The sequence below is a fragment of the Pseudomonas viridiflava genome (genome assembly GCF_003702045.1).
Taxonomy (GTDB): domain Bacteria; phylum Pseudomonadota; class Gammaproteobacteria; order Pseudomonadales; family Pseudomonadaceae; genus Aquipseudomonas; species Aquipseudomonas viridiflava_C.
In genome coordinates, this window is the sequence record NZ_RBTP01000029.1 from 49,666 (window position 1) to 75,882 (window position 26,217).

General features: G+C 58.3%; 20 protein-coding genes and 1 tRNA gene. 17 read left to right on the top strand and 4 right to left on the bottom strand.

Annotation, left to right across the window (positions count from 1 at the left end; all coding sequences use genetic code 11):
- Positions 1-25: 25 nt before the first annotated feature.
- Positions 26-1,051: an aminoglycoside phosphotransferase family protein gene (locus ALP40_RS09800; RefSeq protein WP_122208092.1), complete on the bottom strand. Its 1,026-nt coding sequence runs from the start codon at positions 1,049-1,051 to the stop codon at positions 26-28.
- Between the two features lie 129 nt (positions 1,052-1,180).
- Between ALP40_RS09800 and ALP40_RS09805 the strand changes: the two genes are divergently transcribed.
- From ALP40_RS09805 to ALP40_RS09855, 11 genes are all read left to right on the top strand, one after another.
- A complete protein-coding gene (locus ALP40_RS09805; RefSeq protein WP_122208093.1) occupies positions 1,181-3,985 on the top strand; it encodes an LPS-assembly protein LptD in 2,805 nt (934 codons plus the stop codon).
- Positions 3,966-5,288: a peptidylprolyl isomerase gene (locus ALP40_RS09810; protein ID WP_181115087.1), complete on the top strand. Its 1,323-nt coding sequence runs from the start codon at positions 3,966-3,968 to the stop codon at positions 5,286-5,288. The genes ALP40_RS09805 and ALP40_RS09810 overlap by 20 nt, the downstream gene beginning before the upstream one ends.
- Positions 5,285-6,274, top strand: coding sequence for a 4-hydroxythreonine-4-phosphate dehydrogenase PdxA (pdxA, locus tag ALP40_RS09815; protein WP_122208094.1), 990 nt, complete (start codon positions 5,285-5,287; stop codon positions 6,272-6,274). Before ALP40_RS09810 ends, pdxA begins: the two co-directional genes overlap by 4 nt.
- A complete protein-coding gene (gene rsmA / locus ALP40_RS09820; protein WP_122208095.1) occupies positions 6,271-7,077 on the top strand; it encodes a 16S rRNA (adenine(1518)-N(6)/adenine(1519)-N(6))-dimethyltransferase RsmA in 807 nt (268 codons plus the stop codon). The genes pdxA and rsmA overlap by 4 nt, the downstream gene beginning before the upstream one ends.
- A gap of 127 nt (positions 7,078-7,204) precedes the next feature.
- Positions 7,205-7,585: a Co2+/Mg2+ efflux protein ApaG gene (apaG, locus tag ALP40_RS09825; RefSeq protein WP_122208096.1), complete on the top strand. Its 381-nt coding sequence runs from the start codon at positions 7,205-7,207 to the stop codon at positions 7,583-7,585.
- Positions 7,585-8,487, top strand: a complete 903-nt coding sequence (locus ALP40_RS09830; protein WP_122208097.1) for a symmetrical bis(5'-nucleosyl)-tetraphosphatase — start codon at positions 7,585-7,587, stop codon at positions 8,485-8,487. The genes apaG and ALP40_RS09830 overlap by 1 nt, the downstream gene beginning before the upstream one ends.
- Entirely contained in the window at positions 8,484-8,804 is a 321-nt protein-coding gene (glpE, locus tag ALP40_RS09835) for a thiosulfate sulfurtransferase GlpE (protein ID WP_122208098.1), read from the top strand. Before ALP40_RS09830 ends, glpE begins: the two co-directional genes overlap by 4 nt.
- A 286-nt stretch (positions 8,805-9,090) precedes the next feature.
- Positions 9,091-11,013, top strand: coding sequence for a PrkA family serine protein kinase (locus ALP40_RS09840; protein WP_122208099.1), 1,923 nt, complete (start codon positions 9,091-9,093; stop codon positions 11,011-11,013).
- Between the two features lie 136 nt (positions 11,014-11,149).
- Positions 11,150-12,421: a YeaH/YhbH family protein gene (locus ALP40_RS09845; protein WP_122208100.1), complete on the top strand. Its 1,272-nt coding sequence runs from the start codon at positions 11,150-11,152 to the stop codon at positions 12,419-12,421.
- A complete protein-coding gene (locus ALP40_RS09850; protein WP_122208101.1) occupies positions 12,418-13,980 on the top strand; it encodes a SpoVR family protein in 1,563 nt (520 codons plus the stop codon). Before ALP40_RS09845 ends, ALP40_RS09850 begins: the two co-directional genes overlap by 4 nt.
- A 97-nt stretch (positions 13,981-14,077) precedes the next feature.
- The gene (locus ALP40_RS09855; RefSeq protein ID WP_122208102.1) at positions 14,078-15,310 is read left to right on the top strand and encodes a multifunctional CCA addition/repair protein; all 1,233 of its coding nucleotides are present in this window, start codon (positions 14,078-14,080) and stop codon (positions 15,308-15,310) included.
- A 103-nt stretch (positions 15,311-15,413) separates the two neighbouring features.
- Here the strand turns inward: ALP40_RS09855 and folK are convergent, their stop codons facing one another.
- Entirely contained in the window at positions 15,414-15,938 is a 525-nt protein-coding gene (folK, locus tag ALP40_RS09860) for a 2-amino-4-hydroxy-6-hydroxymethyldihydropteridine diphosphokinase (protein WP_122208103.1), read from the bottom strand.
- Entirely contained in the window at positions 15,929-16,282 is a 354-nt protein-coding gene (folB, locus tag ALP40_RS09865) for a dihydroneopterin aldolase (RefSeq protein ID WP_122208104.1), read from the bottom strand. Before folB ends, folK begins: the two co-directional genes overlap by 10 nt.
- 74 nt (positions 16,283-16,356) lie before the next feature.
- Between folB and plsY the strand changes: the two genes are divergently transcribed.
- A complete protein-coding gene (plsY, locus tag ALP40_RS09870) occupies positions 16,357-16,926 on the top strand; it encodes a glycerol-3-phosphate 1-O-acyltransferase PlsY (protein WP_181115081.1) in 570 nt (189 codons plus the stop codon).
- An 8-nt stretch (positions 16,927-16,934) separates the two neighbouring features.
- Here the strand turns inward: plsY and tsaD are convergent, their stop codons facing one another.
- On the bottom strand, positions 16,935-17,960 hold the full coding sequence (tsaD, locus tag ALP40_RS09875) for a tRNA (adenosine(37)-N6)-threonylcarbamoyltransferase complex transferase subunit TsaD (protein ID WP_122208106.1): 1,026 nt from the start codon (positions 17,958-17,960) through the stop codon (positions 16,935-16,937).
- A 198-nt stretch (positions 17,961-18,158) separates the two neighbouring features.
- Between tsaD and rpsU the strand changes: the two genes are divergently transcribed.
- The 5 genes from rpsU (at position 18,159) to ALP40_RS09900 (ending at position 25,690) form a co-directional block, all read left to right on the top strand.
- Positions 18,159-18,374: a 30S ribosomal protein S21 gene (rpsU, locus tag ALP40_RS09880; protein WP_002551877.1), complete on the top strand. Its 216-nt coding sequence runs from the start codon at positions 18,159-18,161 to the stop codon at positions 18,372-18,374.
- A 446-nt stretch (positions 18,375-18,820) separates the two neighbouring features.
- A complete protein-coding gene (gene dnaG, locus ALP40_RS09885; protein WP_122208107.1) occupies positions 18,821-20,776 on the top strand; it encodes a DNA primase in 1,956 nt (651 codons plus the stop codon).
- A 67-nt stretch (positions 20,777-20,843) separates the two neighbouring features.
- Positions 20,844-22,691: an RNA polymerase sigma factor RpoD gene (gene rpoD / locus ALP40_RS09890; protein ID WP_122208108.1), complete on the top strand. Its 1,848-nt coding sequence runs from the start codon at positions 20,844-20,846 to the stop codon at positions 22,689-22,691.
- 417 nt (positions 22,692-23,108) lie between these two features.
- Entirely contained in the window at positions 23,109-25,559 is a 2,451-nt protein-coding gene (locus tag ALP40_RS09895) for a bifunctional diguanylate cyclase/phosphodiesterase (RefSeq protein ID WP_183136023.1), read from the top strand.
- Positions 25,560-25,613: 54 nt separating this feature from the next.
- Positions 25,614-25,690 (top strand) — tRNA-Ile (locus ALP40_RS09900).
- The last annotated feature ends 527 nt before the right edge of the window (positions 25,691-26,217 follow it).

Genomic DNA, 26,217 nt, shown 5'->3' on the forward strand with positions numbered 1-26,217 from the left:
ACAATCGATACCTTTTCAAAATGAGTCAAACGGCGGTCTCGGCCGGCTGCTGCAGGCTGGTCAGCAACTGACCCAACTGCGCCAGCTCCGGACGTCGTGAAAGAACGGCTTCTATATAGGCGAAAAAGCGCGGAACGTCGCCCAGATAACGCGGTTTGCCATCGCGGTGACAAATGCGTGCGAAGATCCCAATGACCTTCAGATGACGCTGCACACCCATCAGGTCGCTGGCACGTTCGAACGCTGCAAAATCGTCATGAACCGGAATGCCCAACACACGGGCCTTGTCCCAATATGTCTGCAACCATTCGGTGACACGCTCCTGAGGCCAGCTCAAGAACGCGTCCTTGAACAGACAGGTAATGTCATAAGTGACCGGTCCGTACACGGCGTCCTGAAAGTCCAGAACCCCCGGATTGGGCTCACTGATCATCAGGTTACGGGGCATGTAGTCGCGGTGCACCAGCACTTTGGGCTGGATCAGCGCGCTTTCGATCAACAGTTCGCTGGCCTGCTGCCAATCCGCCCGTTGGGCCTCGTCCATCTCGATGCCCAGGTGACGCTTCACATACCACTCGGGAAACAGCTCAAGCTCACGGCGCAGCAACGCCACGTCATAACTGGGCAGCGGCGCGTCCATCGGCAGTTGCTGATACGCCAGCAATGCGTCGATGGCGTTGGCAAACAGCGCCTCTGCGTTATCGGCATCGATCACGTCCAGATAAGTCTGACGACCCAGATCATTGAGCAGCAAAAAGCCTTGCGTGAGGTCTTCGGCATAAATTTTAGGAACATTTATGCCGGACTTTTCCAATAAATGAGCGATATCCACAAACGGTTTGCAGTTTTCCTGGGGTGGAGGTGCATCCATCACAATAAAAGTTCGCCCCTCGCCTTCCCAACGGAAATAACGACGAAAACTGGCATCGCTACTGGCCGCAGTCAACGTGGCCGGGGGTACGGCGCCCCAATTTTGCGCCGTGAACAGCGCTGGCAACTGCTCATCGAGCCAAAGTTTCAGGGATTGCAGGCGTATATCTTGATCTGGCATTACAAGGGTCTCCGACGGCGCTAGCCGTCAAGCGGGTCATGCTTTATTATCCGGAATCTTTTTCAGCCCATCGAGAGGCGTGCGGCCCCCCCGCGGGCAGATGGCGCGCAGGAAGCCCGGACTAATAAGATGGCATTGAAATCCCCCGCGTTTCGTAAAAAATTTCCGTTGCTCGTAACCGGCAGTCTGCTGGCGATGCAACCTCTGGCCACTCAGTTCGTGGTTGCCGCGGAACAGTATGACTGCTCAGTCTCTGCTTCGGGTGCCTGGAACTGTGCGCCGAAATCCGGCACCGCTGCCGTTGAACTGCCTCCGCGCCCCGTGCATAGCACGACGTCGGTCAGTTCCAACGGCACTGTGACCTCGGAAAGCACTTCCGCCGGCGAACCGGTTGCGACGACGCAACTGGTGACCGAGGCCAAGGGCAAAGGCCTGAAGTCGCGTAGTGCTGACTACAGTCACCTCGATTGGGTTCCTCGTGAAAAGCTCACCGCAGCACAACTGGCCGAAACCGGCCCGTATTGCTCGGGTGCCTACGTAGAGCCGATTCGCCCGGGCATGGACGACAAGACGAAAATGAGCGATGCACCGATGTTTGTCGGTGCAAAAGCCTCGCGTTACGAGCAGGAAGCACAAGTTGCGACCCTGGCTGGTGACGTCGTGTTGCGTCAAGGCAGCATGCAGGTTCAGGCTCAGGAAGCCGCCCTGCATCAGGCCGAAAACCGTGGCGAGCTGAACGGTGACGTGCGTCTGCGTGACAACGGCGCGCTGATCGTCGGCGACAAGGCAGAACTGCAACTCGACACCGGTGAAGCCCGTGTCGATAACGCCGAATACGTCCTGCACAAGTCGAACATTCGCGGTAACGCGCTGTACGCCAAGCGTGCCGAGAACGCGATCATTCGTCTCAAGGACGGCACGTACACCACGTGCGAGCCGAACAGCAACGCCTGGACGCTCAAAGGCAACAACATCACGCTGAACCCGGCGACCGGTTTCGGCACCGCGACCAACGTGACGCTGCGGGTCAAGGACGTACCGGTTCTCTACACGCCGTACATCTACTTCCCGATCGACGACCGTCGTCAGTCCGGCTTCCTGCCACCTAGCTTCTCTACCAGCACCGACACCGGCTTCATGCTGGTCACGCCGTACTATTTCAACCTGGCACCGAACTACGACGCCACCTTGTACCCGCGTTACATGGCCAAGCGCGGCATGCTGATGGAGGGCGAGTTCCGCTACCTGACCAAAAGCAGCGAAGGCCAGTTCGGCGGTGCTTACCTGAACGACGAAGACGACGAGCGCAAGCTGCAGTCCGATTACGACAAGACGCGCTGGATGATCAACTGGCAGCACACAGGCGGGCTTGATTCGCGCTGGCTGACCAAGGTCGATTACACCGACATCAGCGATCCTTATTATTTCCAGGATCTGGAAACGGATCAGATTGGCGTAGCCAGAACTGACTTCATCAACCAGCAGGGCTCCCTGACCTATCGTGGCGATAACTACAGGGCAGTGTTCAACGCTCAGGCCTACAAGCTGGCAACCGTCGCGAGCATCACGCCTTATAACAGTCTTCCGCAGATCACCTTTGACGGTACGCTGCCTTTCAATCCGGGCGGCTTAAAGTTCGACTACAAAACCGAAGCGGTTCGGTTCGAACGTGACTTGCGTGATGGTAATTTTCTTGATGAGAACGGTGGACCGTTCAATGCCGATGGCACCATCGGCACGCCTAGACTGGACAGAAACGTGGCAGGCCTGGCCCGCGCCAATGGCGACCGCCTGAATCTGGCTCCATCCGTGAGCCTACCGATGAACTGGACCTACGGGTTCCTGACGCCAAAGCTCAAGTACGTTTATACCCAGTACGATCTGGATCTGGACAGTCAAGGCAAAAATACCTTGCTGGCTGGCGAAGAGTACAACAGCAGCCAAAGCCGCAGCGTACCAATCTTCAGCGTCGACAGCGGCCTGTACTTCGACCGCAACACGCAATGGTTCGGTAAAGATTATCGTCAGACGCTGGAACCGCGCCTGTTCTATCTCTACGTTCCTGAAAAAGATCAGAGCGATATCCCGGTATTCGACACAGGTGAAAGTACGTTCAACTTCGCGTCTCTGTTCCGTGATAACCGCTTCAGCGGCTCGGACCGTATTGGTGATGAGAACAAGCTGTCGCTGGGTATCACCAACCGCTGGATCGAAGACAACGGTTTCGAACGTCAGCGCTTCAGCATCGGTCAGGCGCTGTACTTCAAGGACCGCAAGGTGCAACTCCCAGGCATCGTGTTCGCAGACCGCGACGACGCCAAAGCCAATGTTTCACCTTACGCGCTTGAATACGAATACCACTACAACCGTGACTGGCGCTTCTCATCGGATTTCAACTGGGATCCGGACAGCAAGAGCACCCGCTCGGGCAGCGCAATGTTCCACTACCAGCCTGAAGACAACCCGAACAAGGTCGTCAACTTCGGCTACCGCTATCGTAACGACCAGGTCCGCTTCGACCAGACAACTGGCCGCTGGACCGTGGGCGGTGGTGATTACGGCTCGCCAGGTGATCGGAACTACGTGAAGGACTACTACAAGATCCAGCAGCATGATTTCTCGGTCATCTGGCCGGTCATCCCGCAGTGGAACCTCATCAGCCGCTGGCAGTATGACTACAACCGTGACCGTACCATCGAGGCCTTTGGTGGCTTCGAATACGACAACTGCTGCTGGAAACTGCGTTTGATCAACCGCTACTGGATTGATTACGACGAGTTCAGCCAGGAAGCGCCTCAGAACGAAAAAGGCGACCACGGCATATTCCTACAAATCGTGTTGAAGGGACTCGGCGGCGTGACCGGCGCCAAAGTAGAGAGCTTCCTCGACAAAGGCATCCAAGGTTATCGTGAACGTGAAGACCAAGCTTTCTGATTGTCTGCGCCCGCTGATGCTGGGCGCGTTACTCCTGAGCGGCGCCGTGCATGCGGCGGTTCAACCTCTGGACAGTGTCGTGGCCATCGTCGACAACGACGTGATCATGAAAAGCCAGATGGACCAGCGTGTGCGTGAAGTTCAGCAAACCATCGCCAAGCGCGGGTCGGGTGTACCGCCAGCCGAAGCACTGCAACAGCAGGTCCTGGAACGTCTGATTCTGGAAAACCTGCAGTTGCAAATCGGCGAGCGTTCCGGCATTCGCGTCACTGACGAAGAACTGAACCAGGCCATCGGCACCATCGCTCAGCGCAACAACATGAGCGTTGATCAGTTCCGGGCTGCACTGGCCCACGACGGTCTGTCGTACAACGATGCACGCGAGCAGGTTCGTCGCGAGATGATCATCAGCCGTGTTCGCCAGCGTCGTGTGGCCGAGCGTATCCAGGTCTCCGAACAGGAAGTGAAAAACTTCCTGGCCTCCGACCTGGGCAAGGCTCAGTTGTCCGAAGAGTTTCACCTGGCCAATATCCTGATCGCCACGCCTGACAGTGCATCGTCCGATGCCATCCAGGCCGCAGCGCGCAGGGCCAAAGACATCTACGACCAGTTGAAGAAAGGCGCCGACTTCGCACAGATGGCAATTGCCAAATCGTCGAGCGAAAGCGCGCTGGAAGGCGGCGACATGGGCTGGCGCAAGGCAGCTCAATTGCCACCTCCATTCGGCGACATGCTCAGCTCGATGCCTGTGGGTGACGTGACGCCTCCAGCGCGCACACCGGGCGGCTTCATTATCCTCAAGCTGCTGGAAAAGCGCGGCGGCCAGGGTCAGGCTCAGATGCGCGATGAAGTGCATGTGCGCCACATCCTGATCAAGCCAAGCGAAATCCGCAGCGAAGAAGAAACCAAGCGTCTGGCAGCCAAGCTGTATGACCGCATCGAAAACGGCGAAGACTTCGGCGAACTGGCCAAAAGCTTCTCGGAAGATCCTGGCTCAGCGCTTAACGGCGGCGACCTGAACTGGGTTGACCCCAATTCGCTGGTTCCCGAGTTCCGCGAAGTCATGGCAGAAACGCCTCAGGGCGTGGTGTCCAAACCGTTCAAGACCGCTTACGGCTGGCACGTACTGGAAGTCCTGGGCCGTCGCGCCACGGACGCCACCAGCCAGGCCCGTGATCAGCAAGCTCTGAACGTATTGCGTAACCGCAAATACGACGAAGAGCTGCAAACGTGGTTGCGTCAGATCCGTGACGAAGCCTACGTCGAAATCAAGCTTCCTGGCGCAGCCCAGGCTGCTCAGTGAAACCAAAGCGCTTCGCACTGACACCCGGCGAGCCGGCCGGCATAGGTCCTGACCTTTGCCTGCTGCTCGCCACGCAACCTCAGCCACACCCCCTGATTGCCATTACCAGCCGTGACCTGCTCCTTGAGCGGGCCGCGCAGCTGGGTGTGGCCGTCAACCTGATCGACGTATCTCCTGATGCCCTCCCCGACGTACCCGCGCCCGCTGGCGGCCTGTATGTCTGGGATACGCCGCTGGGGGCGCCAGTGGTCACCGGCCAACTGAACACGGCCAACGCCGGGTTTGTGCTGCAGACCCTGACCCGCGCCGGACAGGGCTGCCTCGACGGCCTGTTCAGCGGCATGATCACCGCCCCGGTACACAAAGGTGTGATCAATGAAAGAGGCTTTGCCTTCTCCGGTCATACCGAATTTCTCGCTGAACTGACCCACACCGAACAAGTGGTGATGATGCTGGCAACCGGTGACCTGCGTGTCGCGCTGGTGACCACTCACCTGCCGCTGCGCGACGTGGCCGATGCCATCACATCGGATCGTCTGGAGCGCGTCACACGCATTCTGCACGCCGACCTCGTGAACAAGTTTGGCATCCCTCACCCGCGCATCCTGGTGTGCGGCCTCAACCCTCATGCTGGCGAAAGCGGGCATCTGGGCCGTGAGGAAATCGACATCATCGAACCGACTCTGGAGCGTCTGCGCAGCGAAGGGCTGGATTTACGCGGCCCGCTGCCTGCCGACACTCTGTTTACCCCCAAATATCTGGAGCACTGCGATGCGGTGCTGGCGATGTACCACGACCAAGGCCTGCCTGTACTCAAGTACAAAGGCTTTGGTGCCGCCGTCAATGTGACGCTTGGCCTGCCGATCATCCGCACGTCTGTCGATCACGGCACCGCGCTGGACCTGGCAGGCAGCGGCAAAATCGACACCGGCAGCCTGCATGTGGCACTGCAAACCGCCTACCAGATGGCCGAGACCCCTTCATGACCGAGCTATACCAACACCGGGCGCGCAAGCGCTTCGGGCAGAACTTCCTGCACGACGCAGGCGTTATCGACAAGATCCTGCGCGCCATCCGCGCAAAGCCGGAAGACCACCTGCTGGAAATCGGTCCGGGTCAGGGCGCATTGACGGAAGGCCTGCTCAACAGTGAAGCCCGTCTGGATGTCGTGGAACTGGACAAGGACCTGATCCCGATCCTCAACAGCCAGTTCGCCGGCAAGCCGAACTTCAACCTGCATCAGGGCGATGCACTGAAGTTCGACTTCAACAGCCTCGGTGCCGAACCGCGCAGCCTGAGGGTCGTGGGCAATCTGCCGTACAACATCTCCACGCCGCTGATCTTTCATCTGTTGCAGAACGCCAGCCTGATTCGCGACATGCACTTCATGCTGCAAAAGGAAGTGGTCGAGCGCCTGGCCGCAGGACCCGGCGGTGGCGATTGGGGTCGTCTGTCGATCATGGTCCAGTACCACTGCCGCGTGGAGCATTTGTTCAATGTCGGGCCTGGCGCGTTCAACCCGCCGCCAAAAGTGGATTCGGCCATCGTTCGTCTGGTGCCTCACGAAACCCTGCCCCACCCTGCCAAGGACCACCGCCTGTTGGAGCGCGTCGTACGCGAAGCCTTCAACCAGCGCCGCAAGACCCTGCGCAATACGCTCAAGCTGTTATTGAGCAGCGACGACATTACCGCTGCCGGCGTGGACGGCAGTCTGCGTCCGGAGCAACTGGACCTGGCCGCCTTCGTTCGCCTGGCCGACAAGCTCGGCGAGAAACCCGTAGCGGAATAAGCAGGGGCGACACGTAAACGGCGAACGGCCATTCGTCATTTTCCGTTTACTTGTCCTAGACTGATGCTTCTCAGACTGTGTATCGAGTACTCCGGTTTTTTTCGCTATAGATTTCAAGGCCTACTGAATGTCCGATTCCCGTTATAAGGTCGACGTCAGCGTCGTCACGCGTTTTCTCTCAGAGCAGTCGCAACCCGAGCAGAACCGCTTCGCTTTTGCCTACACCATCACGGTCCAGAATAACGGCCAGTTGCCCGCCAAGCTGCTGTCCCGACACTGGGTCATCACCGACGGGGACGGCCATGTCGAGGAAGTGCGCGGCGAAGGTGTTGTGGGCCAGCAGCCGTTGATCAAGGTCGGGCAAAGCCACACCTACAGCAGCGGCACGGTGATGACCACCAAGGTCGGCAACATGCAGGGCTCCTATCAGATGCTGGCCGAAGACGGTAAACGCTTCGACGCCATCATCGCCCCCTTCCGCCTTGCCGTACCGGGTGCCCTTCACTGATGGCGGTGTACGCCGTCGGCGACCTGCAAGGTTGCCTAGATCCGTTGAAGTGCCTGCTTGACGATGTTTGCTTTGATCCTGAAAAGGACAGACTGTGGCTGGTGGGCGATTTGGTCAACCGGGGCCCGCAGTCGCTGGAAACGCTTCGCTTCCTTTACGGCATCCGGCAATCGCTGGTCTGCGTGCTGGGCAATCATGACCTGCACCTGCTGGCGGCCTCACGCAGCATCGAACGGCTCAAGAAAGGCGACACCCTGCGCGAAATCCTCGAAGCCCCCGATAGGGATTCCTTATTGGGCTGGATTCGCCAGCAAAAGCTGATGCACTTCGACGAACACCGCAACGTGGCCATGGTTCACGCCGGGATCGCGCCGCAATGGTCAGTAAAAAAAGCACTCAAGCACGCCGCAGAAGTCGAGCACGCGTTGCAGGATGACAACCTTTACGAGCCGTTTCTGGACGGCATGTATGGCAACGAGCCGGTCAAATGGGACAACGCGCTGAGCGGCGTTACACGGCTGCGGGTCATCACCAATTACTTCACACGCATGCGCTTCTGCACCAGCGACGGCAAGCTCGACCTCAAGGGCAAGGAAGGCGTCGAAACCGCCAAGCCTGGTTACGCCCCCTGGTTCAGCCACGCGAACCGCAAGGCCCGCTCGGTGAAAATCATCTTCGGGCACTGGGCAGCACTTGAAGGCCGTTGTGATGAGCCGGGCGTCTTTGCTCTGGACAGCGGCTGTGTGTGGGGCGGATCAATGACGCTGCTCAACGTCGATACCCTTGAACGTCATCAATGCAATTGCGATGCTGTCGGCCACGTAGCAACATCGACCGTTACCCGACTACCGGCCGACGCCAGCCATCATCAGCCGCCACAGGCTCAGGAGCCCAACCAATGACCGAATTCAAACGCATCCCTCCCGAACAGGCCCAGGCCCTGCGCGAGCAAGGTGCTGTCGTGGTCGATGTTCGTGACGCACAGACCTTCGAAAGCAATCACATTCCCGACTCGCAGCATCTGGATAACCATTCGATTGCCGACTTCATTGCCAAGGCCGATCTGGATAAACCCCTTGTTGTGATCTGCTACCACGGCAACTCCAGCCAGAGCGCAGCCGCCTATCTCGTGGGTCAGGGGTTCTCGGACGTGTACAGCGTGGACGGCGGTTTTGAGCTGTGGCGCACGACGTTCCCGGCGGAAACCGCGCAAGGCTGATAAAAAATATTTTTATGACAGTCGATCCCGCGTTCTACGCGGGCTCGCGCCCGAACTGACGAACGGTCAGCCCGTCTTCTCGCTCATCCCTTCTTTATCTTTCCGAATCCGAACTATCCTTAGCCTAGGCCATCCGAAATCAGGGGAGAGCCGGTACACCGGCGCGTGGGTCATCGGTAGTTACTTTTATGGTGTTCTGGGGGGTAAACGGCATCTGGATACTCAGCTGCTGCCAGCATCGACTGACGATCCGCCGCCGGCTCAACGTATCGAGCGAGGTGACGTCATGAGTATTTTTAGCCACTTCCAACAACGCTTTGAAACCACACGTCAGGAAGAGCTCTCGCTGCAGGAGTATCTTGAGTTCTGCAAACAGGATCGCAGCGCATACGCCTCGGCCGCAGAACGTCTGCTGCTGGCGATAGGCGAACCTGAGCTGGTGGACACCTCCGCCAACTCGCGGCTGTCGCGAATTTTCTCCAACAAAGTGATACGTCGCTATCCGGCGTTTGCTGACTTCCACGGAATGGAAGAATGCATCGACCAGATCGTGTCGTACTTCCGCCATGCCGCCCAAGGCCTGGAAGAAAAGAAGCAGATTCTTTATCTGCTCGGACCGGTTGGCGGTGGTAAGTCGTCGCTGGCTGAAAAACTCAAGCAACTGATTGAAAAAGTCCCCTTCTATGCCATCAAGGGCTCGCCGGTTTTCGAGTCGCCATTGGGCCTGTTCAATGCCAATGAAGACGGCGCCATTCTTGAAGAAGATTTCGGCATTCCGCGGCGCTACCTGAGCACCATCATGTCGCCGTGGGCAACCAAGCGTCTGGCTGAGTTTGGGGGCGACATCAGCCAGTTCAAGGTCGTGAAACTCTATCCGTCGGTTCTCAACCAGATCGCAGTGGCCAAGACGGAACCGGGCGATGAAAACAACCAGGACATTTCTGCACTGGTCGGTAAAGTCGATATCCGCAAACTGGAAGAATTTCCACAGAACGATGCCGACGCCTACAGCTACTCGGGCGCGCTCTGCCGGGCCAACCAGGGCCTGATGGAATTCGTCGAGATGTTCAAGGCGCCGATCAAGGTGCTGCACCCTCTGCTGACCGCCACCCAGGAAGGCAACTACAACAGCACCGAGGGGCTGGGCGCGATCCCGTTCACCGGTATCTTGCTGGCGCACTCCAACGAATCGGAATGGCACAGTTTCCGTAACAACAAGAACAACGAAGCCTTCATCGACCGTATCTACATTGTGAAGGTGCCTTATTGCCTGCGAGTCAGCGACGAGATCAAGATCTACGACAAGCTGCTGTTCAACAGCTCCTTGTCCAAAGCCCATTGCGCCCCGGACACGCTGAAGATGCTGGCGCAGTTCACCACCCTGTCGCGCCTCAAAGAACCGGACAACTCCAACATCTACTCCAAGATGCGGGTGTATGACGGCGAGAACCTCAAGGACACCGACCCGAAAGCCAAGTCGATTCAGGAATACCGCGACAGTGCGGGCGTCGACGAAGGCATGAACGGTTTGTCGACCCGCTTTGCGTTCAAGATTCTGTCCAAGGTGTTCAACTTCGATCCGCATGAAATCGCGGCCAACCCCGTGCATCTGCTCTATGTACTGGAACAGCAGATCGAACAGGAGCAGTTCCCGGCCGAGACGCGCGAGCGCTATCTGCGTTTCATCAAGGAGTATCTGGCGCCGCGCTATATCGAGTTCATCGGCAAGGAGATCCAGACCGCGTATCTGGAATCCTACAGCGAATACGGGCAGAACATTTTTGACCGCTACGTGCTGTACGCAGACTTCTGGATTCAGGATCAGGAATACCGCGATCCGGAAACCGGTGAGATTCTCAACCGTGTGGCATTGAACGAGGAACTGGAAAAGATCGAAAAACCGGCCGGCATCAGCAACCCGAAAGATTTCCGCAACGAGATCGTCAACTTCGTGCTGCGCGCCCGCGCCAACAACAATGGCAAGAACCCGACCTGGCTCAGCTACGAGAAGCTGCGCGTGGTGATCGAGAAAAAAATGTTCTCCAACACCGAGGATCTTCTGCCGGTCATCAGTTTCAACGCCAAGGCCAGTAAGGAGGACCAGCAGAAGCACAACGACTTCGTCACTCGAATGGTTGAACGGGGCTACACCGATAAACAGGTACGTCTACTCTCCGAATGGTATCTGCGCGTACGCAAGTCGCAGTAATGGCAGCGGCAAGCGGCAGGCTGTAAACCTTAAGCGTGCATCACGCACGCTTAAGGTGCTGTTTTGTGACAGCGCTTGCTTTTGAGCTTCGAGCTTGTGGCTTGAAGCTTGTAACTTGAAGCTGCCCGGAGGGCCTATGAGCTATGTGATTGACCGACGTCTCAACGGCAAGAACAAGAGCACAGTGAACCGGCAACGGTTTCTGCGGCGTTATCGTGACCACATCAAAAAGGCGGTGGAAGAAGCTGTCAGCCGTCGCTCCATTACCGACATGGAGCATGGCGAGCAAATCAGCATTCCCGGCCGAGACATCGACGAACCGGTGCTGCACCACGGGCGCGGTGGCAAACAGACCGTTGTTCACCCTGGCAACAAGGAGTTCACCACCGGCGAGCATATCGCCCGGCCGCAAGGCGGTGGTGGCGGCAAAGGGCCCGGCAAGGCGAGCAATTCCGGCGAAGGCATGGATGAGTTCGTCTTCCAGATCACCCAGGAAGAATTTCTCGAATTCATGTTCGAGGACCTGGAACTGCCCAATCTGGTCAAACGCAACCTGACCGGCACAGAAACGTTCAAGACGGTGCGCGCCGGGATCAGCAACGAAGGCAATCCGTCGCGCATCAACATCATTCGTACACTGCGCTCGGCTCACGCGCGGCGCATCGCCCTGTCGGGCAGCAGTCGGGCAAAACTCAAGGAAGCGACCAGCGAACTTGAGCGCATGAAACGCGAAGAACCAGACAATTTCGGCGACATTCAAGAGCTAGAGGTGGAAATCGAACGCCTCAAGGCACGTATTCGTCGGGTGCCTTATCTGGACACCTTCGACCTTAAATACAACCTGCTGGTGAAGCAGCCCAACCCCAGTTCCAAAGCCGTCATGTTCTGCCTGATGGACGTTTCCGGCTCCATGACCCAAGCGACAAAAGACATCGCCAAACGCTTCTTCATCCTGCTCTACCTGTTCCTCAAACGTAATTACGACAAGATAGAAGTTGTGTTCATTCGCCACCACACCAGTGCCCGCGAAGTGGACGAAGAAGAGTTTTTCTACTCGCGTGAAACCGGCGGCACCATCGTCTCCAGCGCACTGAAACTGATGCAGGAGATCATGGCCGAGCGTTACCCGAGCAACGAGTGGAACATTTATGCCGCTCAGGCCTCGGACGGCGACAACTGGAACGACGACTCACCGATCTGCCGCGATATCTTGACCAAGCAGATCATGCCGTTCGTGCAGTACTACACCTACGTGGAAATCACACCACGCGAACATCAGGCACTTTGGTATGAATATGAGCGTATCGGCGAAGAATATGCCGACACGTTCGCCCAGCAGCAGCTTGTCTCTGCCGGTGATATCTATCCGGTATTCCGCGAACTCTTCCAGCGAAGGTTAGTGTCATGACCGCCAGAGAGCAGAAACGCCAACCCATTTCCACGGGGTCAGAGTGGACGTTCGAACTGATCCAGACCTACGACCGCGAAATCAGCCGCATCGCTGATCGTTATGCGCTGGACACCTATCCCAACCAGATCGAAGTGATCACGGCCGAACAGATGATGGACGCCTATGCGTCGGTGGGCATGCCTTTGGGCTATCACCACTGGTCCTACGGCAAACACTTCCTCAGCACCGAGAAATCCTACACGCGGGGTCAGATGGGTCTGGCCTACGAGATCGTGATCAACTCGGACCCTTGTATTGCCTATCTGATGGAAGAAAACACCATCTGCATGCAGGCGCTGGTGGTTGCTCATGCCTGCTATGGGCACAACAGCTTCTTCAAGGGCAACTACCTGTTCCGCACCTGGACCGATGCCAGTTCGATCATCGATTACCTGGTGTTCGCCAAGCAGTACATCATGCAGTGCGAGGAGCGCCACGGCATCGACGCGGTGGAAGACCTGCTCGACTCCTGCCACGCGCTGATGAACTACGGCGTTGACCGCTACAAGCGCCCGTATCCGATTTCAGCCGAAGAAGAGCGTCGGCGTCAGAAGGACCGCGAAGAACACCTGCAGCGGCAAATCAACGACCTGTGGCGCACCATTCCGAAAAGCGCAAAGGAAGGAGGCAAGGAAGACAACGCACGCTTCCCCGCCGAACCTCAGGAAAACATTCTCTACTTCATCGAAAAACACGCGCCACTGCTGGAACCTTGGCAGCGCGAAGTGGTGCGCATCGTGCGCAAGATCGCTCAATACTTCTATCCACAGCGTCAGACGCAGGTGATGAACGAAGGCTGGGCGACGTTCTGGCATTACACGCTGATGAACGATCTCTACGACGAAGGCCTGGTCACCGACGGTTTCATGATGGAGTTCCTGCAATCGCACACCAGCGTCATTTATCAACCCGGCTTCGACAGCCCCTACTACAGCGGCATCAACCCGTACACACTGGGTTTTGCCATGTATCAGGACATTCGCCGGATGTGCGAACACCCCACGGATGAAGACCGTCAGTGGTTCCCAGAGATCGCCGGCACCGACTGGCTGACCGCAATCAAGTTCGCGATGAGCAGTTTCAAGGACGAAAGCTTCATCCTTCAGTACCTGTCGCCGAAGGTCATACGTGACCTCAAACTGTTCAGCATCATGGACGACGACCTGAAAGATGACCTGTTGGTGCCCGCCATCCACGATGAGAACGGCTACCGGACCATCCGTGAAATCCTGGCTGCGCAGTACAACCTGGGCAACCGTGAACCCAACGTGCAGATCTACAGCATCGACCGGCGCGGGGACCGCTCGCTGACCCTGCGTCATCAACAGCACAACCGCAAACCGCTGGGTGACTCCACCGATGAGGTGCTCAAGCATCTGCATCGCTTGTGGGGTTTCGACATCCATCTGGAAACCCTGCAGGGCGACCAGATTGTGAAAACCCACCATGTGCCACCGAGAGGCGAACACGCCGACAGTGAATATCCCCGGCTCGATTTGGCGGTCGTACACCTCTAGCTCCTGAAGACGTGAAGTCTTAAACGGGTAATCGTTCGGTTTTAGCCTCCGTAAGGACGACGCAAGGTTTATCCTGTCGCGCTTACGGAGGTTTTTTATGCAGATTTATAAAGTTGGCGGTGCGGTACGCGACCGCCTGCTGGGTCAACCCGTTACCGACATCGACTGGGTCGTCGTCGGCGCGTCGGCCGAAGACATGCTGGTCAAGGGCTATCGTCCGGTCGGCACCGATTTCCCGGTATTTCTCCATCCGCTGACGGGCGAGGAATATGCGCTGGCACGCACTGAGCGCAAAAGCGGCGTGGGGTATGGCGGCTTTGTTTTTCATGCCAGCCCTGACGTCACGCTTGAGCAGGACCTGATCCGTCGCGACCTGACCATCAACGCGATGGCCGAGGATAAGGACGGCAACCTGACCGATCCCTATAACGGCCAGCACGATCTTGAGGCGCGCATTTTACGCCACGTTTCGCCCGCCTTCGCCGAAGATCCCCTCAGGGTGCTGCGCGTTGCGCGTTTCGCGGCACGTTACGCGCCGCAGGGTTTCAGCATTGCTTCCGAGACGCTGGACCTGATGCGACAGCTTAGTGAATCGGGCGAACTCCAGGCGCTCACTCCGGAGCGCAGCTGGAAAGAAATCTCCCGCGCACTCATGGAAAAGCAGCCCCAGGTGTTCATCCAGGTACTGCATGAGTGCGGCGCACTGAAGGAATTGCTGCCTGAGGTGGAAGCCTTGTTCGGCGTGCCGCAGCCTCCCGCGCACCACCCGGAAATCGACACGGGCGTGCATGTGCTCAGCGTGCTGGAACAGGCGGCCATTCACGAACATCCGTTGAGCGTACGCTGGGCGTGTCTGCTGCATGACCTGGGCAAAGGGCTGACGCCCCAAGCGGATTGGCCAAGGCACATCGCCCATGAACACAAGGGGCTGCGCCTGATCAAGGCGGTCAACGAACGCTTCCGTGTGCCGAGGGACTGCCAGGAACTGGCGCTGCTCGTGTGTCAGTACCACACCCACGGACACCGCGCCCTGGGACTGAAACCGTCGACGGTGCTGGAGCTGCTGCAAAGCTTCGACGTGTACCGCAGGCCGCAACGCTTCGAGGAGTTCATCGCAGCGTGCGAGATGGATGCGCGGGGCCGTCATGGTTTCGAGCAGCGCAGTTATCCACAAGCCGAGTACCTGCGGGGCGCAGCGCAAGCGGCGCGTTCAGTGTCGGTGCAGCCATTGCTCGAAAAGGGTTTGCAGGGCAAGGACTTGGGAGAGGCCTTGAAGAACGCCCGTCTGGATGCGCTGAAGGCCTACAAGATGGAGTATGGCGGTCAGTAAGTTGATGACCAGCTCCAGCGTAGTAACGCCGCCCATGACGCTCCGCGTCCGCTCTTGAACGTCGCACAGAGCGTCACGGGACGAGCGTAGGCATGATCAAAAATCAGCCCTTGAGCAACTCCGCAGGTGTCAGCGGCTGGCCTCGCCAGTCAAACGCCACAGGCCACAGCTGCTGGTCGATCTGCGCATCGGCCCATAGCGTGCTGAACGACACGCCAACGCCGGGATGCAGACGATCCGGGGCAATCAGCGAGAGGGGCCACAACACGAAGGCATTCTTGAGAATCTCGGCGCGGGGCAGGATCAGGCCGTCGAAATTGCCCACCTGCTCGCCGTACAGCAGCACGTCGATGTCCAGCGGCAACCCCTTGCGATCCGGGGCGTAGCGGCCGTTGTCGGCCTCGATGAATTTCAGGCGGCGGTCCAGCTCCAGCAACGGCAGGTCGGTCAGGGCCGACACCACCAGGTTGAAAAACGGACCGCTTTTGATGCCCACCGGATGGCTTTCGAACACCGGCGAGCAATTCAACTCGCTGAGGAACCCGGCCAGCGAATCGAGCCCGGCATGCAGGTGCCTTTCGCGCTCGATATTGCTGCCGAGCCCGAGGAAGATCCGAGTCAGCGACATCCGCGCTCGATCTCCACGCCCACACCGGCAGCGGCAGCCACCGCACCGGGCTTGGTCAGCCGCAGGTGGAGCCAGGGAATATTGAATTCAGCCATCAGCACCTCGGCCAGACGCTCTGCGAACGTCTCGACCAACTGAAACTGTGCCTGCTCGGCAAAGGCCTGAATGCGGGTCGATACACTGGCGTAGTCGAGCGCCTTGCTCAGGTCATCGTCTGCGGCTGCAGGCCGGTTGTCCCACGCAAAACTCAGGTCCAGGCGCAGGCACTGACGAATGCCGCGCTCCCAGTCATAAGCGCCGATCACGGTATCGACCTCAAGACCCTGGATGAAAACTCTGTCCAAGCACTACTCTCCACTGCACGACAAGGGCGCGATGCGCCGTTAGAATCAGGGCATCCTCGCCCGGAATGGTTAGCATGTTTTGGTTACTGGCGACCTTCGCCTACCTGCTCGGCTCACTGTCTTTCGCCATTCTGCTCAGCCGTCTCAGCGGCAGTCCCGACCCGCGTGATAGCGGATCAGGCAACGCTGGCGCGACCAACATGTTGCGTCTGGCCGGTAAAAAAATGGCCGTCCTGACGTTACTCGGCGACCTTTGCAAAGGCCTGGTCCCGGTACTGATCGCCAGCACCTGGGGCCTCGATCCCTCACAACAGGGCTGGATCGGCGTCTGCGCCGTATTGGGCCACCTGTTCCCGCTCTACTTTCGCTTTCGCGGCGGCAAAGGCGTCGCCACGGCCGCTGGCGTGCTGCTGGGCCTGTATCTACCCGCCGCCGCACTGGCCATTGTCGCCTGGCTGCTCACGTTCAGACTGACCCGTACCAGCTCGCTCGCGGCCCTGATTGCAACCCCCCTCACGCTGCCATTGCTGGCGTGGCAGGAACCCCGGGCACTGCTGCCCATGAGCGTGCTGACCCTGCTGATCGTCTGGCGGCATCGCGGCAATCTACGCGACCTGCTCGCCGGGCGCGAACGGCATTTCTGATCGGCGCTTTACAACCCCGACAATTGCTCCATCGGCCAGCGCGCCTGCACGCTGATGCTCAAATCTTCTTTCTGCCCTGCCTGCAAACGCTGACAGCCGGCAAACGCAATCATCGCGCCGTTATCCGTGCAGAACTCGGGACGTGCGTAGAACACCTGCCCGCGCATGTCACCCAACATGCTCTCCAGTGACACCCGCAGCGCCTTGTTTGCACTAACCCCGCCCGCGATGACCAGACTATTGAGCCCGGTCTGCTTGAGCGCACGCTTGCACTTGATGGTCAAAGTCTCCACTACCGCCTGCTGGAAGGCCAGAGCGATGTCGCAACGGGTTTGCTCACTGTCGTCCCCAGCTTTCTGGCACTGCTGCCAGGCATTGAGCGCCGATGTTTTCAAGCCGCTGAAGCTGAACATCAGCCCCGGACGGTCCGTCATGGGCCTTGGGAAGACGAAACGCCCCGCGACACCCTGAGTCGCCAGCCTGGAAATTTCCGGCCCGCCGGGATACTGCAAGCCCATCATCTTGGCCGTCTTGTCGAAGGCCTCGCCCGCAGCGTCATCCAGGGTCTCGCCCAGCAGCTCGTACTGACCGATGCCGTCTACACGAACCAGCTGCGTGTGCCCGCCGGAAACCAGCAAAGCGACGAACGGGAACTGCGGCGGATTTTCTTCGAGCATCGGGGCCAGCAGGTGGCCTTCCATGTGATGAACACCCAGCGCAGGAATATCCCACGCAAACGCCAAGGCCTGAGCGCACGACGCACCGACCAGCAACGCACCCACAAGCCCCGGCCCTGCTGTGTAGGCAATGGCGTCGATGTCGGTGGCTACGCAGTCGGCTTCGGCCAGCGTCTGGCGGATCAGGGGCAGCATGCGCTTGACGTGATCGCGCGAAGCCAGCTCCGGCACCACGCCACCATACGCACGGTGCAGGTCGATCTGACTGAATAATGCATCGGCCAGCAAACCGCGCTCACTGTCGTAAAGCGCGACGCCGGTTTCATCGCAGGACGTTTCTAATCCCAGTACTAGCATGGGTTTGCGCCTTGTAGGGGGCAGATTCGAAGGCGCGCATGATAGTCGTCGACCGAGGTGCCGACCAGCGGTTTTCGATCAGAGGCTTTGCATTCCTCTCAATGAGGGGTTAACATCCGCAACCCTTAAAAACCGACGTACTTTTGTGCAGTGTTTGCACGAAGCGTTGACCCCGGTAATGAATGAAGGTAGCTCTGGATGCCAGCCGTCAAAGTTAAAGAGAACGAACCCTTCGACGTAGCTCTGCGTCGTTTCAAGCGCTCCTGCGAAAAAGCCGGTGTTCTGGCTGAAGTTCGTAGCCGCGAATTTTACGAGAAGCCGACTTCCGAGCGTAAGCGTAAGGCAGCTGCTGCTGTCAAACGTCACGCCAAGAAAGTTCAGCGCGAGCAGCGCCGCGCCGTTCGTCTGTACTAATACAGACTTACGTTGCAAGCTTCTGCCTTGCCCGGCCTTACAGTCGGGCTGTCGGCAGTTGCAGTGACAGCATCACGCTAGATTGACCGAGCAGGTCCAGGCCGCACATGCGACCCAGACTTCAGTCAAGCACGTCCCGCCTGCTTACAGGCAGCATTGGTCATGCCCACTCGGGCAGCACATCGATCAATGGACAAGACGAGTATGCCTTGATGACTTCGCAAGAAGCTCAGCCAAGGCAGCGTCTCGTGTGCCGCTTATTATTTAATTAAATGAGCGTGCGATTATTTCCTTTCAGGCCAAGCGCCTCAGGCAAAGCACCGACCTTCGGATGTACAGACGTGCCCGCTTGTTGCATCGCTATTCGAAAATGGCGGCTGACAGGCTGACCGAACGCTCGTAGAGTCACCACGATACCTTCGCGACACGCTTGATATGAGAATGCAATGGCCGGGCTGATTCCCCAGAGTTTCATTGACGACCTTCTGAACCGTACCGACATTGTCGACGTGGTCAGCTCGCGCGTGCAGCTCAAGAAAACCGGGAAAAACTACAGCGCCTGCTGCCCGTTCCATAAAGAGAAAACCCCCTCTTTCAGCGTCAGCCCCGATAAACAGTTTTACTACTGCTTCGGCTGCGGCGCAGGCGGCAACGCGCTTGGCTTCATCATGGACCACGACAATCTGGATTTCCCCCAGGCCGTCGAGGACCTCGCCAAAGCCGCCGGCATGGAAGTGCCCCGCGAACAAGGCGTCAAGGGCCAGAAGCCGCGGCAACCTACCGATTCGCCGCTGTACCCGCTGCTGACCGCCGCCGCTGAGTTCTATCGTCAGGCATTGAAGAGCCATCCCAGCCGCAAAGCCGCCGTGGATTACCTCAAAGGCCGCGGCCTGACAGGCGAAATCGCTCGGGACTTTGGCCTGGGGTTTGCGCCTCCGGGCTGGGACAACCTGTACAAGCACCTCAGCAGCGACTCGCTGCAGCAAAAGGTCATGATCGATGCTGGCCTGCTGATCGAGAACGCCGAAACCGGAAAGCGCTACGACCGCTTCCGTGATCGGGTGATGTTTCCGATTCGCGACTCGCGTGGCCGCATCATCGCCTTCGGTGGGCGCGTACTGGGCGATGACAAGCCCAAATACCTGAACTCCCCGGAAACACCGGTGTTTCACAAGGGCCAGGAGCTGTACGGCCTGTTCGAAGCCCGCAAGCATAATCGCAACCTGGACGAGATCATCGTCGTCGAAGGCTACATGGACGTCATTGCACTGGCCCAGCAAGGCCTGCGTAACGCCGTGGCCACGTTGGGTACCGCGACCAGTGAGGAGCACTTGAAGCGGCTGTTCAGGGTCGTGCCCAATGTGCTGTTCTGCTTTGACGGCGACCAGGCTGGCCGTAACGCTGCCTGGCGAGCACTGGAGGCGACGCTGTCCAGCCTGCAAGATGGACGGCGTGCGCGCTTCCTGTTCCTGCCCGAAGGCGAAGACCCGGATACGCTGGTGCGCTCCGAAGGCACCGACGCGTTCAGAGCGCGGATCAATCAGCACGCGCAGCCGCTGGCGGATTATTTTTTCGAGCAACTGACCAAGGAAGCCGATCCGCGCTCGCTGGAAGGCAAGGCCCACATGGCCACGCTCGCCGCCCCGCTGATCGACAAAGTGCCAGGCGCGAACCTCAAGACCCTGATGCGTCAGCGCCTGAGCGAAATCACCGGCCTCACCGGCGAAGCCGTCAGCCAACTGGTACAGAACGCACCCACAGAAGCACCGCCCAGTTACGACCCGTACGTCGATTATGACGCGATGCCTGACTTCGCCGATTACCAGCCCCAAGGCGGTTATGAAGCGCAGCAGGAATGGACGCCGAAGAAAACCGGCGGTCAGAATCAGAAAAAATGGGAAAAGAAGCCTTGGGACAAAAAAGGCAAGCGTCCGGACTTCGAGCCTCGCACGCCGCGCGTTCCCACAGCCGTGGAACCGCCCATGCAAGCCGCACTTCGTACGTTGCTGCACCACCCTGAACTGGCCGAAAAGGTCGAAAATGCCAGCCATTTCGCGGCAGAAGACCAGTCACAGGCACAATTATTGGTTTCGCTCATTGAAGCGAGGCAAAAGAATCCCAATCTTCGGTCGTTACAGTTGATAGCGCGGTGGCATGGAACCGAACAGGGCCGTTTGCTGCGCGCATTGGCCGAAAAGGAATGGTTGATCGAGGCCGATAACCTTGAACAACAGTTTTTCGACACTATAACTAGCTTATCCGCTCGCCAACGCGAGCGTAGTTTGGAACATCTGATCAGCAAAGCACGTCAAACCGAGCTGAGTGCAGAAGAGAAAATTCAGCTTCGGGACCTGCTAAATCGCAATGTTCCTGCACAAACCCCGACCTCAACTGGCGCGTGAGGTCATAGCTCGGGTATAATCCTCGGCTTGTTTTTTGCCCGCCAAGACCTTCAGTGGATAGGGTGTTATGTCCGGAAAAGCGCAACAGCAGTCTCGTATCAAAGAGTTGATCACCCTGGGTCGTGAGCAGAAGTATCTGACTTACGCAGAGGTCAACGACCACTTGCCTGAGGATATTTCAGATCCTGAGCAGGTGGAAGACATCATCCGCATGATCAACGACATGGGGATCCCGGTACACGAGAGTGCTCCGGATGCGGACGCCTTGATGCTGGCCGATGCCGATACCGATGAAGCAGCCGCAGAAGAAGCGGCCGCAGCATTGGCAGCGGTTGAAACCGACATCGGTCGTACCACCGATCCCGTTCGCATGTACATGCGTGAAATGGGCACCGTAGAACTCTTGACCCGTGAAGGCGAAATCGAAATCGCCAAACGTATCGAAGAAGGCATCCGCGAAGTGATGGGCGCAATTGCGCACTTCCCTGGCACGGTTGACCATATTCTTTCCGAATACACACGTGTCACGAGCGAAGGCGGTCGCCTGTCCGACGTTCTCAGCGGTTACATCGACCCGGATGACGGCATCGCGCCGCCTGCCGAAGTCCCGCCGCCCATCGACCCCAAAGCCGTCAAGGCCGAAGGCGATGACGACGAGGAAGAATCGGCTGATTCATCCGATGATGAAGAAGAAACCGAAAGCGGTCCGGATCCTGTCATCGCTGCACAACGCTTCGGCGCTGTCTCCGATCAGATGGAAATCACCCGCAAAGCGCTGAAGAAGCTTGGCCGCGAAGACAAGCACGCCATTGCCGAAATGGTCGCCCTTGCCGAACTGTTCATGCCCATCAAGCTGGTTCCAAAGCAGTTTGAAGGTCTGGTAGAGCGTGTTCGCGGTGCCCTTGATCGTCTGCGTGCCCAAGAACGCGCCATCATGCAGCTGTGCGTACGTGATGCACGTATGCCGCGCGCCGATTTCCTTCGCCAGTTCCCGGGCAACGAAGTCGACGAGAGCTGGACCGACGCGCTGGCCAAAGGCAAGAGCAAATACGCCGAAGCCATTGGTCGCCTGCAGCCTGACATCCAGCGTTGCCAGCAGAAGCTGTCTGCGCTTGAAGAAGAAACAGGCTTGAAGATCGCCGAGATCAAGGACATCAACCGTCGCATGTCGATCGGTGAGGCCAAGGCCCGCCGCGCGAAGAAAGAGATGGTCGAAGCGAACTTGCGTCTGGTGATCTCCATCGCCAAGAAGTACACCAACCGCGGTCTGCAATTCCTCGATCTGATCCAGGAAGGCAACATCGGCTTGATGAAAGCGGTGGACAAGTTCGAATACCGTCGTGGTTACAAGTTCTCGACCTACGCCACCTGGTGGATCCGTCAGGCGATCACTCGCTCGATTGCCGACCAGGCACGCACCATCCGTATTCCGGTGCACATGATCGAGACGATCAACAAGCTCAACCGTATTTCCCGCCAGATGCTGCAGGAAATGGGTCGCGAACCGACTCCGGAAGAGCTGGGCGAACGCATGGAAATGCCTGAGGACAAGATCCGCAAGGTATTGAAGATCGCTAAAGAGCCGATCTCTATGGAAACGCCGATCGGTGACGACGAAGATTCGCATCTGGGCGACTTCATCGAAGACTCGACCATGCAATCGCCTATCGACGTTGCAACGGTTGAAAGCCTCAAGGAAGCGACACGCGAAGTCCTGTCCGGTCTCACAGCTCGTGAAGCCAAGGTTCTGCGCATGCGTTTCGGCATCGACATGAACACCGACCACACGCTGGAAGAGGTCGGCAAACAGTTCGACGTCACCCGCGAGCGGATTCGTCAGATCGAAGCCAAGGCACTGCGTAAACTGCGTCACCCGACCCGAAGCGAGCATCTGCGCTCGTTCCTGGACGAGTAAAACGCAGCACGCTACGCGATCAAACAAAACCCTCGGCCTCGTGCCGGGGGTTTTGCGTTTCTGGCCTGCCGGAATTATTCAACGCCGTTTTTCACGCTACCTGCGTGATCGTAACGTTTATGAGTCTGTCAGCCGTCGCGTGGGAGGCAAAGTTTTGAAACTTGGCCTACAACTATGTGTCACCGCAGGCAAAAAGCCTGCTGGTGATCCTTTGGCCTATCGGTTGTTGCCAAGGTTTTTACCGCAGCATTGTGTGCAGAAATGCCGCAGTGCTGAGATCTTCTGCTCGCAATAAACAGCAGCGGTAATGACCACAACCCTTGGCCCGCTCGTGCGCAACGATTCGGAGCAAGTGCTGTGGCCCCCGCGATATCGGCAGCCAGACCAGCACGGACTTGAGCACTTATGCGTGGATTAATGACCGACATCAATGACAGCAAGCAAACCGAAGAAGCGCTGCGTTTATCCGAAGACAGGTTCGCCTCCGTCTTTGCCCATTGCCCCGACATCATGGTGATTGCCAGCCTCGTCGACGGCCAGATCCTGGAAGCCAACAACGCTTTCGTCGAACAGACCGGCCTTACCGCCGAAGAGGCCATCGGCAAGACGCCCAGCCAAATCAACGTGTGGGCCGTCCCCGGTATCGGCCCCGGCCTGCTTGAGCAACTGCAGAAAGGTAATATCCGCAACCTGGAAATACCGTTCCGGCGAAAGAACGGGCAGACCTTCTCCGGCCTTATGTCGGCGCAGCCTTTCGAGCTGGGTCCAAAACCCGCCGTGCTGGTGGTGGTGCGTGACATCACCCCGCTCAAGGAGGCTCAACGGCAGTTGCAGCTCTCCGAGGAAAAGTTTGCCAAAGCCTTCCACGCCTCCCCTGACGGACTGACCATCAGTCGCATGGACGACGGCGGAGTGCTTGAGGTCAATGAGGGCTTCTGCCGCATGAGCGGTTACGAGGAAAGTTACTGCCTGGGACGTTCGGTTTTCGAGCTGGGCATCTGGGTCGACCTGAACGAACGCAACGCCCTGATCAATCGCCTCAAACAGAACGGCTCCGTTTACGACTTCCGCGCCAGGATTCGGGGCGCAAATGGCAGTATCCGGCTGTGCGAACTCTCCTCGCACCCGGTGCTCATCGATGGAGAAGAGTGTCTGCTGACCATCTCTCGCGACGTCACCGAACGCCAGCAGATGCAGGAAAAGCTCCACCTGGCCGCCACCGTGTTCGAAAGCACCGCCGAAGGCGTGCTCATCACCGATACCCGCCAGCGCATCAACGCCGTCAACCGCGCCTTCAGCGAGATCACCGGCTACAGCGAAAACGAAGCCATTGGTCAAACGCCCCGCCTGCTCGCTTCAGGGCAGCACGACAGCGCCTTCTACGCAGCGATGTGGCACCAGTTGACCGCCGAAGGGCATTGGCAAGGCGAGATCTGCAACCGCCGCAAGAACGGCGACCTCTACCCCAGCTGGCTCACGATCAACGCTGTGCGCAACAAAGACCATGTCATCACCCACTTCGTCGCCGTCTTCGCCGACATCTCCAGTCTCAAGCACGCTCAGGCCCGCCTGGACTATCAGGCTCACCACGACCCGCTCACCGGCCTGCCCAACCGTACGCTCTTCGAGAATCGCCTTCAGACCGCCCTTCTGCACAGCGAAGAGTCCGGCAGCTTGGGGGCTGTGCTGTTTTTGGACCTGGACCGCTTCAAACACATCAACGACAGCCTCGGCCATCCGGTCGGCGATCTGCTGCTCAAAGGCATTGCTCAACGCCTCAAGGAAAACCTGCGCGACATCGACACCGTGGCACGGCTGGGCGGCGACGAGTTCATCGTCCTGCTGCCCGGCCTGCTGCAACCCAGCGACGCCCAGGCCATCGCCAACAAGCTGCTGGGCTGCTTCGACGCACCTTTTCAGGCGGGCGAGCATGAGTTCTTCATCAGTTCCAGCATCGGCTGCAGCCTGTTCCCCAACGACGGCACAGACGTCGCCACACTGGTCAAAAACGCCGACGCCGCCATGTACCGCTCCAAGGCCAAGGGCCGCAATCGCGTCGAGAGCTACACCCGGGACCTCACCTCTCAGGCCAGCGAACGCATCGCGCTTGAACAGGAGCTCAGGCGCGCACTGGACCGCAACGAACTGAGCCTGTCGTTCCAGCCCAAGACCAGCCTGCTGACCAACACACTGGTGGGCGCAGAAGCCTTGATTCGCTGGAGCCACCCGACCTTCGGCGAAGTGCCGCCCGAACACTTCATCCCGCTGGCCGAAGAGAACGGCATGATCCTGCAAATCGGCGACTGGGTGATCGAACAGGCCTGCCTGCACATGCGTGAATGGCGCAAAGCCCACCAGCCCTTCGGCCCCCTTTCCGTCAACCTCGCCGGCGCGCAACTGCGCCAGCCCAACCTGGTCAGCCGCATCGAACAACTGCTGGCCGACAACGGCCTGGAACCCGGCTGCCTGCAACTGGAAATCACTGAAAACTTCATCATGAGCCAGACCCAGGAAGCCTTGGCCGTGCTGCACAAACTCAAGAAACTCGGCGTCCAACTGGCCATCGACGACTTCGGCACCGGCTACTCGTCGCTCAGTTACCTCAAACGCCTGCCGCTGGACATCCTCAAGATCGACCAGTCCTTCGTCCGCGGCCTGCCCGAAGACACCCACGACGCCGCCATCGTCCGCGCCATCATCGCGCTGGGCCGCAGCATGCAACTGACCGTCATCGCCGAAGGCGTGGAGAACAGCGAACAACAGCAATTCCTGGCCGCAGAAGGCTGCGAACAGATCCAGGGCTACATCGTCAGCCTGCCCCTGCCACCCGAAGAATTCTGCGCCAGGTTCCTTCTTATGAACGTTTAGGACTTTTCGGATAGCACAGCCGCGAAACCGCCGTTATAATCCGCGTCCTGCTGAGGGCCCATAGCTCAGTTGGTTAGAGCAGAGGACTCATAATCCTTTGGTCCACGGTTCGAGTCCGTGTGGGCCCACCACCTTTGAGAGCCGCGCATTGCGCGGTTTCTGTGTTTCTGGGTGGTTATTCGCAAAGACAGGCCTATGATCAAAAGGCACGTGGTCGGTGCGGTATCGGTGAGCCGATAGAGTTTTACAGCCCTTTCAGTTGGGTATTCACATCTCCAGCGGCAGCCCGAAAACGCATCATCACGCTCAAGCTGCCGCATGGCACTTTTCCGTTGTTGGTGCAACTGATGATGGGCGGGGGGAATTGTCGTCATGACAGGCAGTAGCCAGCAATCACTACCTCATACGCTTTTGGGTCCAAGCCATACAGGCTACGCCGAATCATCCAAGCCCAGCGCATGAATATGCCTTTCATGTGTATCTGCCAAGCGTGCCGGATCTAAAAGACGACGAAATCGGCTTGGACGGCGTCTAGTTGTTAAGCGGACGTACTTATGGATAGGGTTTCTTACTTAGATATAGGGCTAGGTTCTAAAACCTTAACCGTAGCCATATTGTGCTTTTAGGCGTAATCCAAAGTATGCGATCCATAAACCCC

What these genes read in the sequence shown, in the direction of transcription:
- ALP40_RS09845 (WP_122208100.1), top strand. Translation starts at nt 11,150, where the DNA reads ATGAGCTATGTGATTGACCGACGTCTCAACGGCAAGAACAAGAGCACA.
- ALP40_RS09855 (WP_122208102.1), top strand. Translation starts at nt 14,078, where the DNA reads ATGCAGATTTATAAAGTTGGCGGTGCGGTACGCGACCGCCTGCTGGGT.
- apaG (WP_122208096.1), top strand. Translation starts at nt 7,205, where the DNA reads ATGTCCGATTCCCGTTATAAGGTCGACGTCAGCGTCGTCACGCGTTTT.
- tsaD (WP_122208106.1), bottom strand. Translation starts at nt 17,960, where the DNA reads ATGCTAGTACTGGGATTAGAAACGTCCTGCGATGAAACCGGCGTCGCG.
- ALP40_RS09895 (WP_183136023.1), top strand. Translation starts at nt 23,109, where the DNA reads ATGACCGACATCAATGACAGCAAGCAAACCGAAGAAGCGCTGCGTTTA.
- ALP40_RS09800 (WP_122208092.1), bottom strand. Translation starts at nt 1,051, where the DNA reads ATGCCAGATCAAGATATACGCCTGCAATCCCTGAAACTTTGGCTCGAT.
- dnaG (WP_122208107.1), top strand. Translation starts at nt 18,821, where the DNA reads ATGGCCGGGCTGATTCCCCAGAGTTTCATTGACGACCTTCTGAACCGT.
- ALP40_RS09830 (WP_122208097.1), top strand. Translation starts at nt 7,585, where the DNA reads ATGGCGGTGTACGCCGTCGGCGACCTGCAAGGTTGCCTAGATCCGTTG.
- rpoD (WP_122208108.1), top strand. Translation starts at nt 20,844, where the DNA reads ATGTCCGGAAAAGCGCAACAGCAGTCTCGTATCAAAGAGTTGATCACC.
- ALP40_RS09840 (WP_122208099.1), top strand. Translation starts at nt 9,091, where the DNA reads ATGAGTATTTTTAGCCACTTCCAACAACGCTTTGAAACCACACGTCAG.
- glpE (WP_122208098.1), top strand. Translation starts at nt 8,484, where the DNA reads ATGACCGAATTCAAACGCATCCCTCCCGAACAGGCCCAGGCCCTGCGC.
- rpsU (WP_002551877.1), top strand. Translation starts at nt 18,159, where the DNA reads ATGCCAGCCGTCAAAGTTAAAGAGAACGAACCCTTCGACGTAGCTCTG.
- folK (WP_122208103.1), bottom strand. Translation starts at nt 15,938, where the DNA reads ATGTCGCTGACTCGGATCTTCCTCGGGCTCGGCAGCAATATCGAGCGC.
- plsY (WP_181115081.1), top strand. Translation starts at nt 16,357, where the DNA reads ATGTTTTGGTTACTGGCGACCTTCGCCTACCTGCTCGGCTCACTGTCT.
- ALP40_RS09850 (WP_122208101.1), top strand. Translation starts at nt 12,418, where the DNA reads ATGACCGCCAGAGAGCAGAAACGCCAACCCATTTCCACGGGGTCAGAG.
- rsmA (WP_122208095.1), top strand. Translation starts at nt 6,271, where the DNA reads ATGACCGAGCTATACCAACACCGGGCGCGCAAGCGCTTCGGGCAGAAC.
- ALP40_RS09805 (WP_122208093.1), top strand. Translation starts at nt 1,181, where the DNA reads ATGGCATTGAAATCCCCCGCGTTTCGTAAAAAATTTCCGTTGCTCGTA.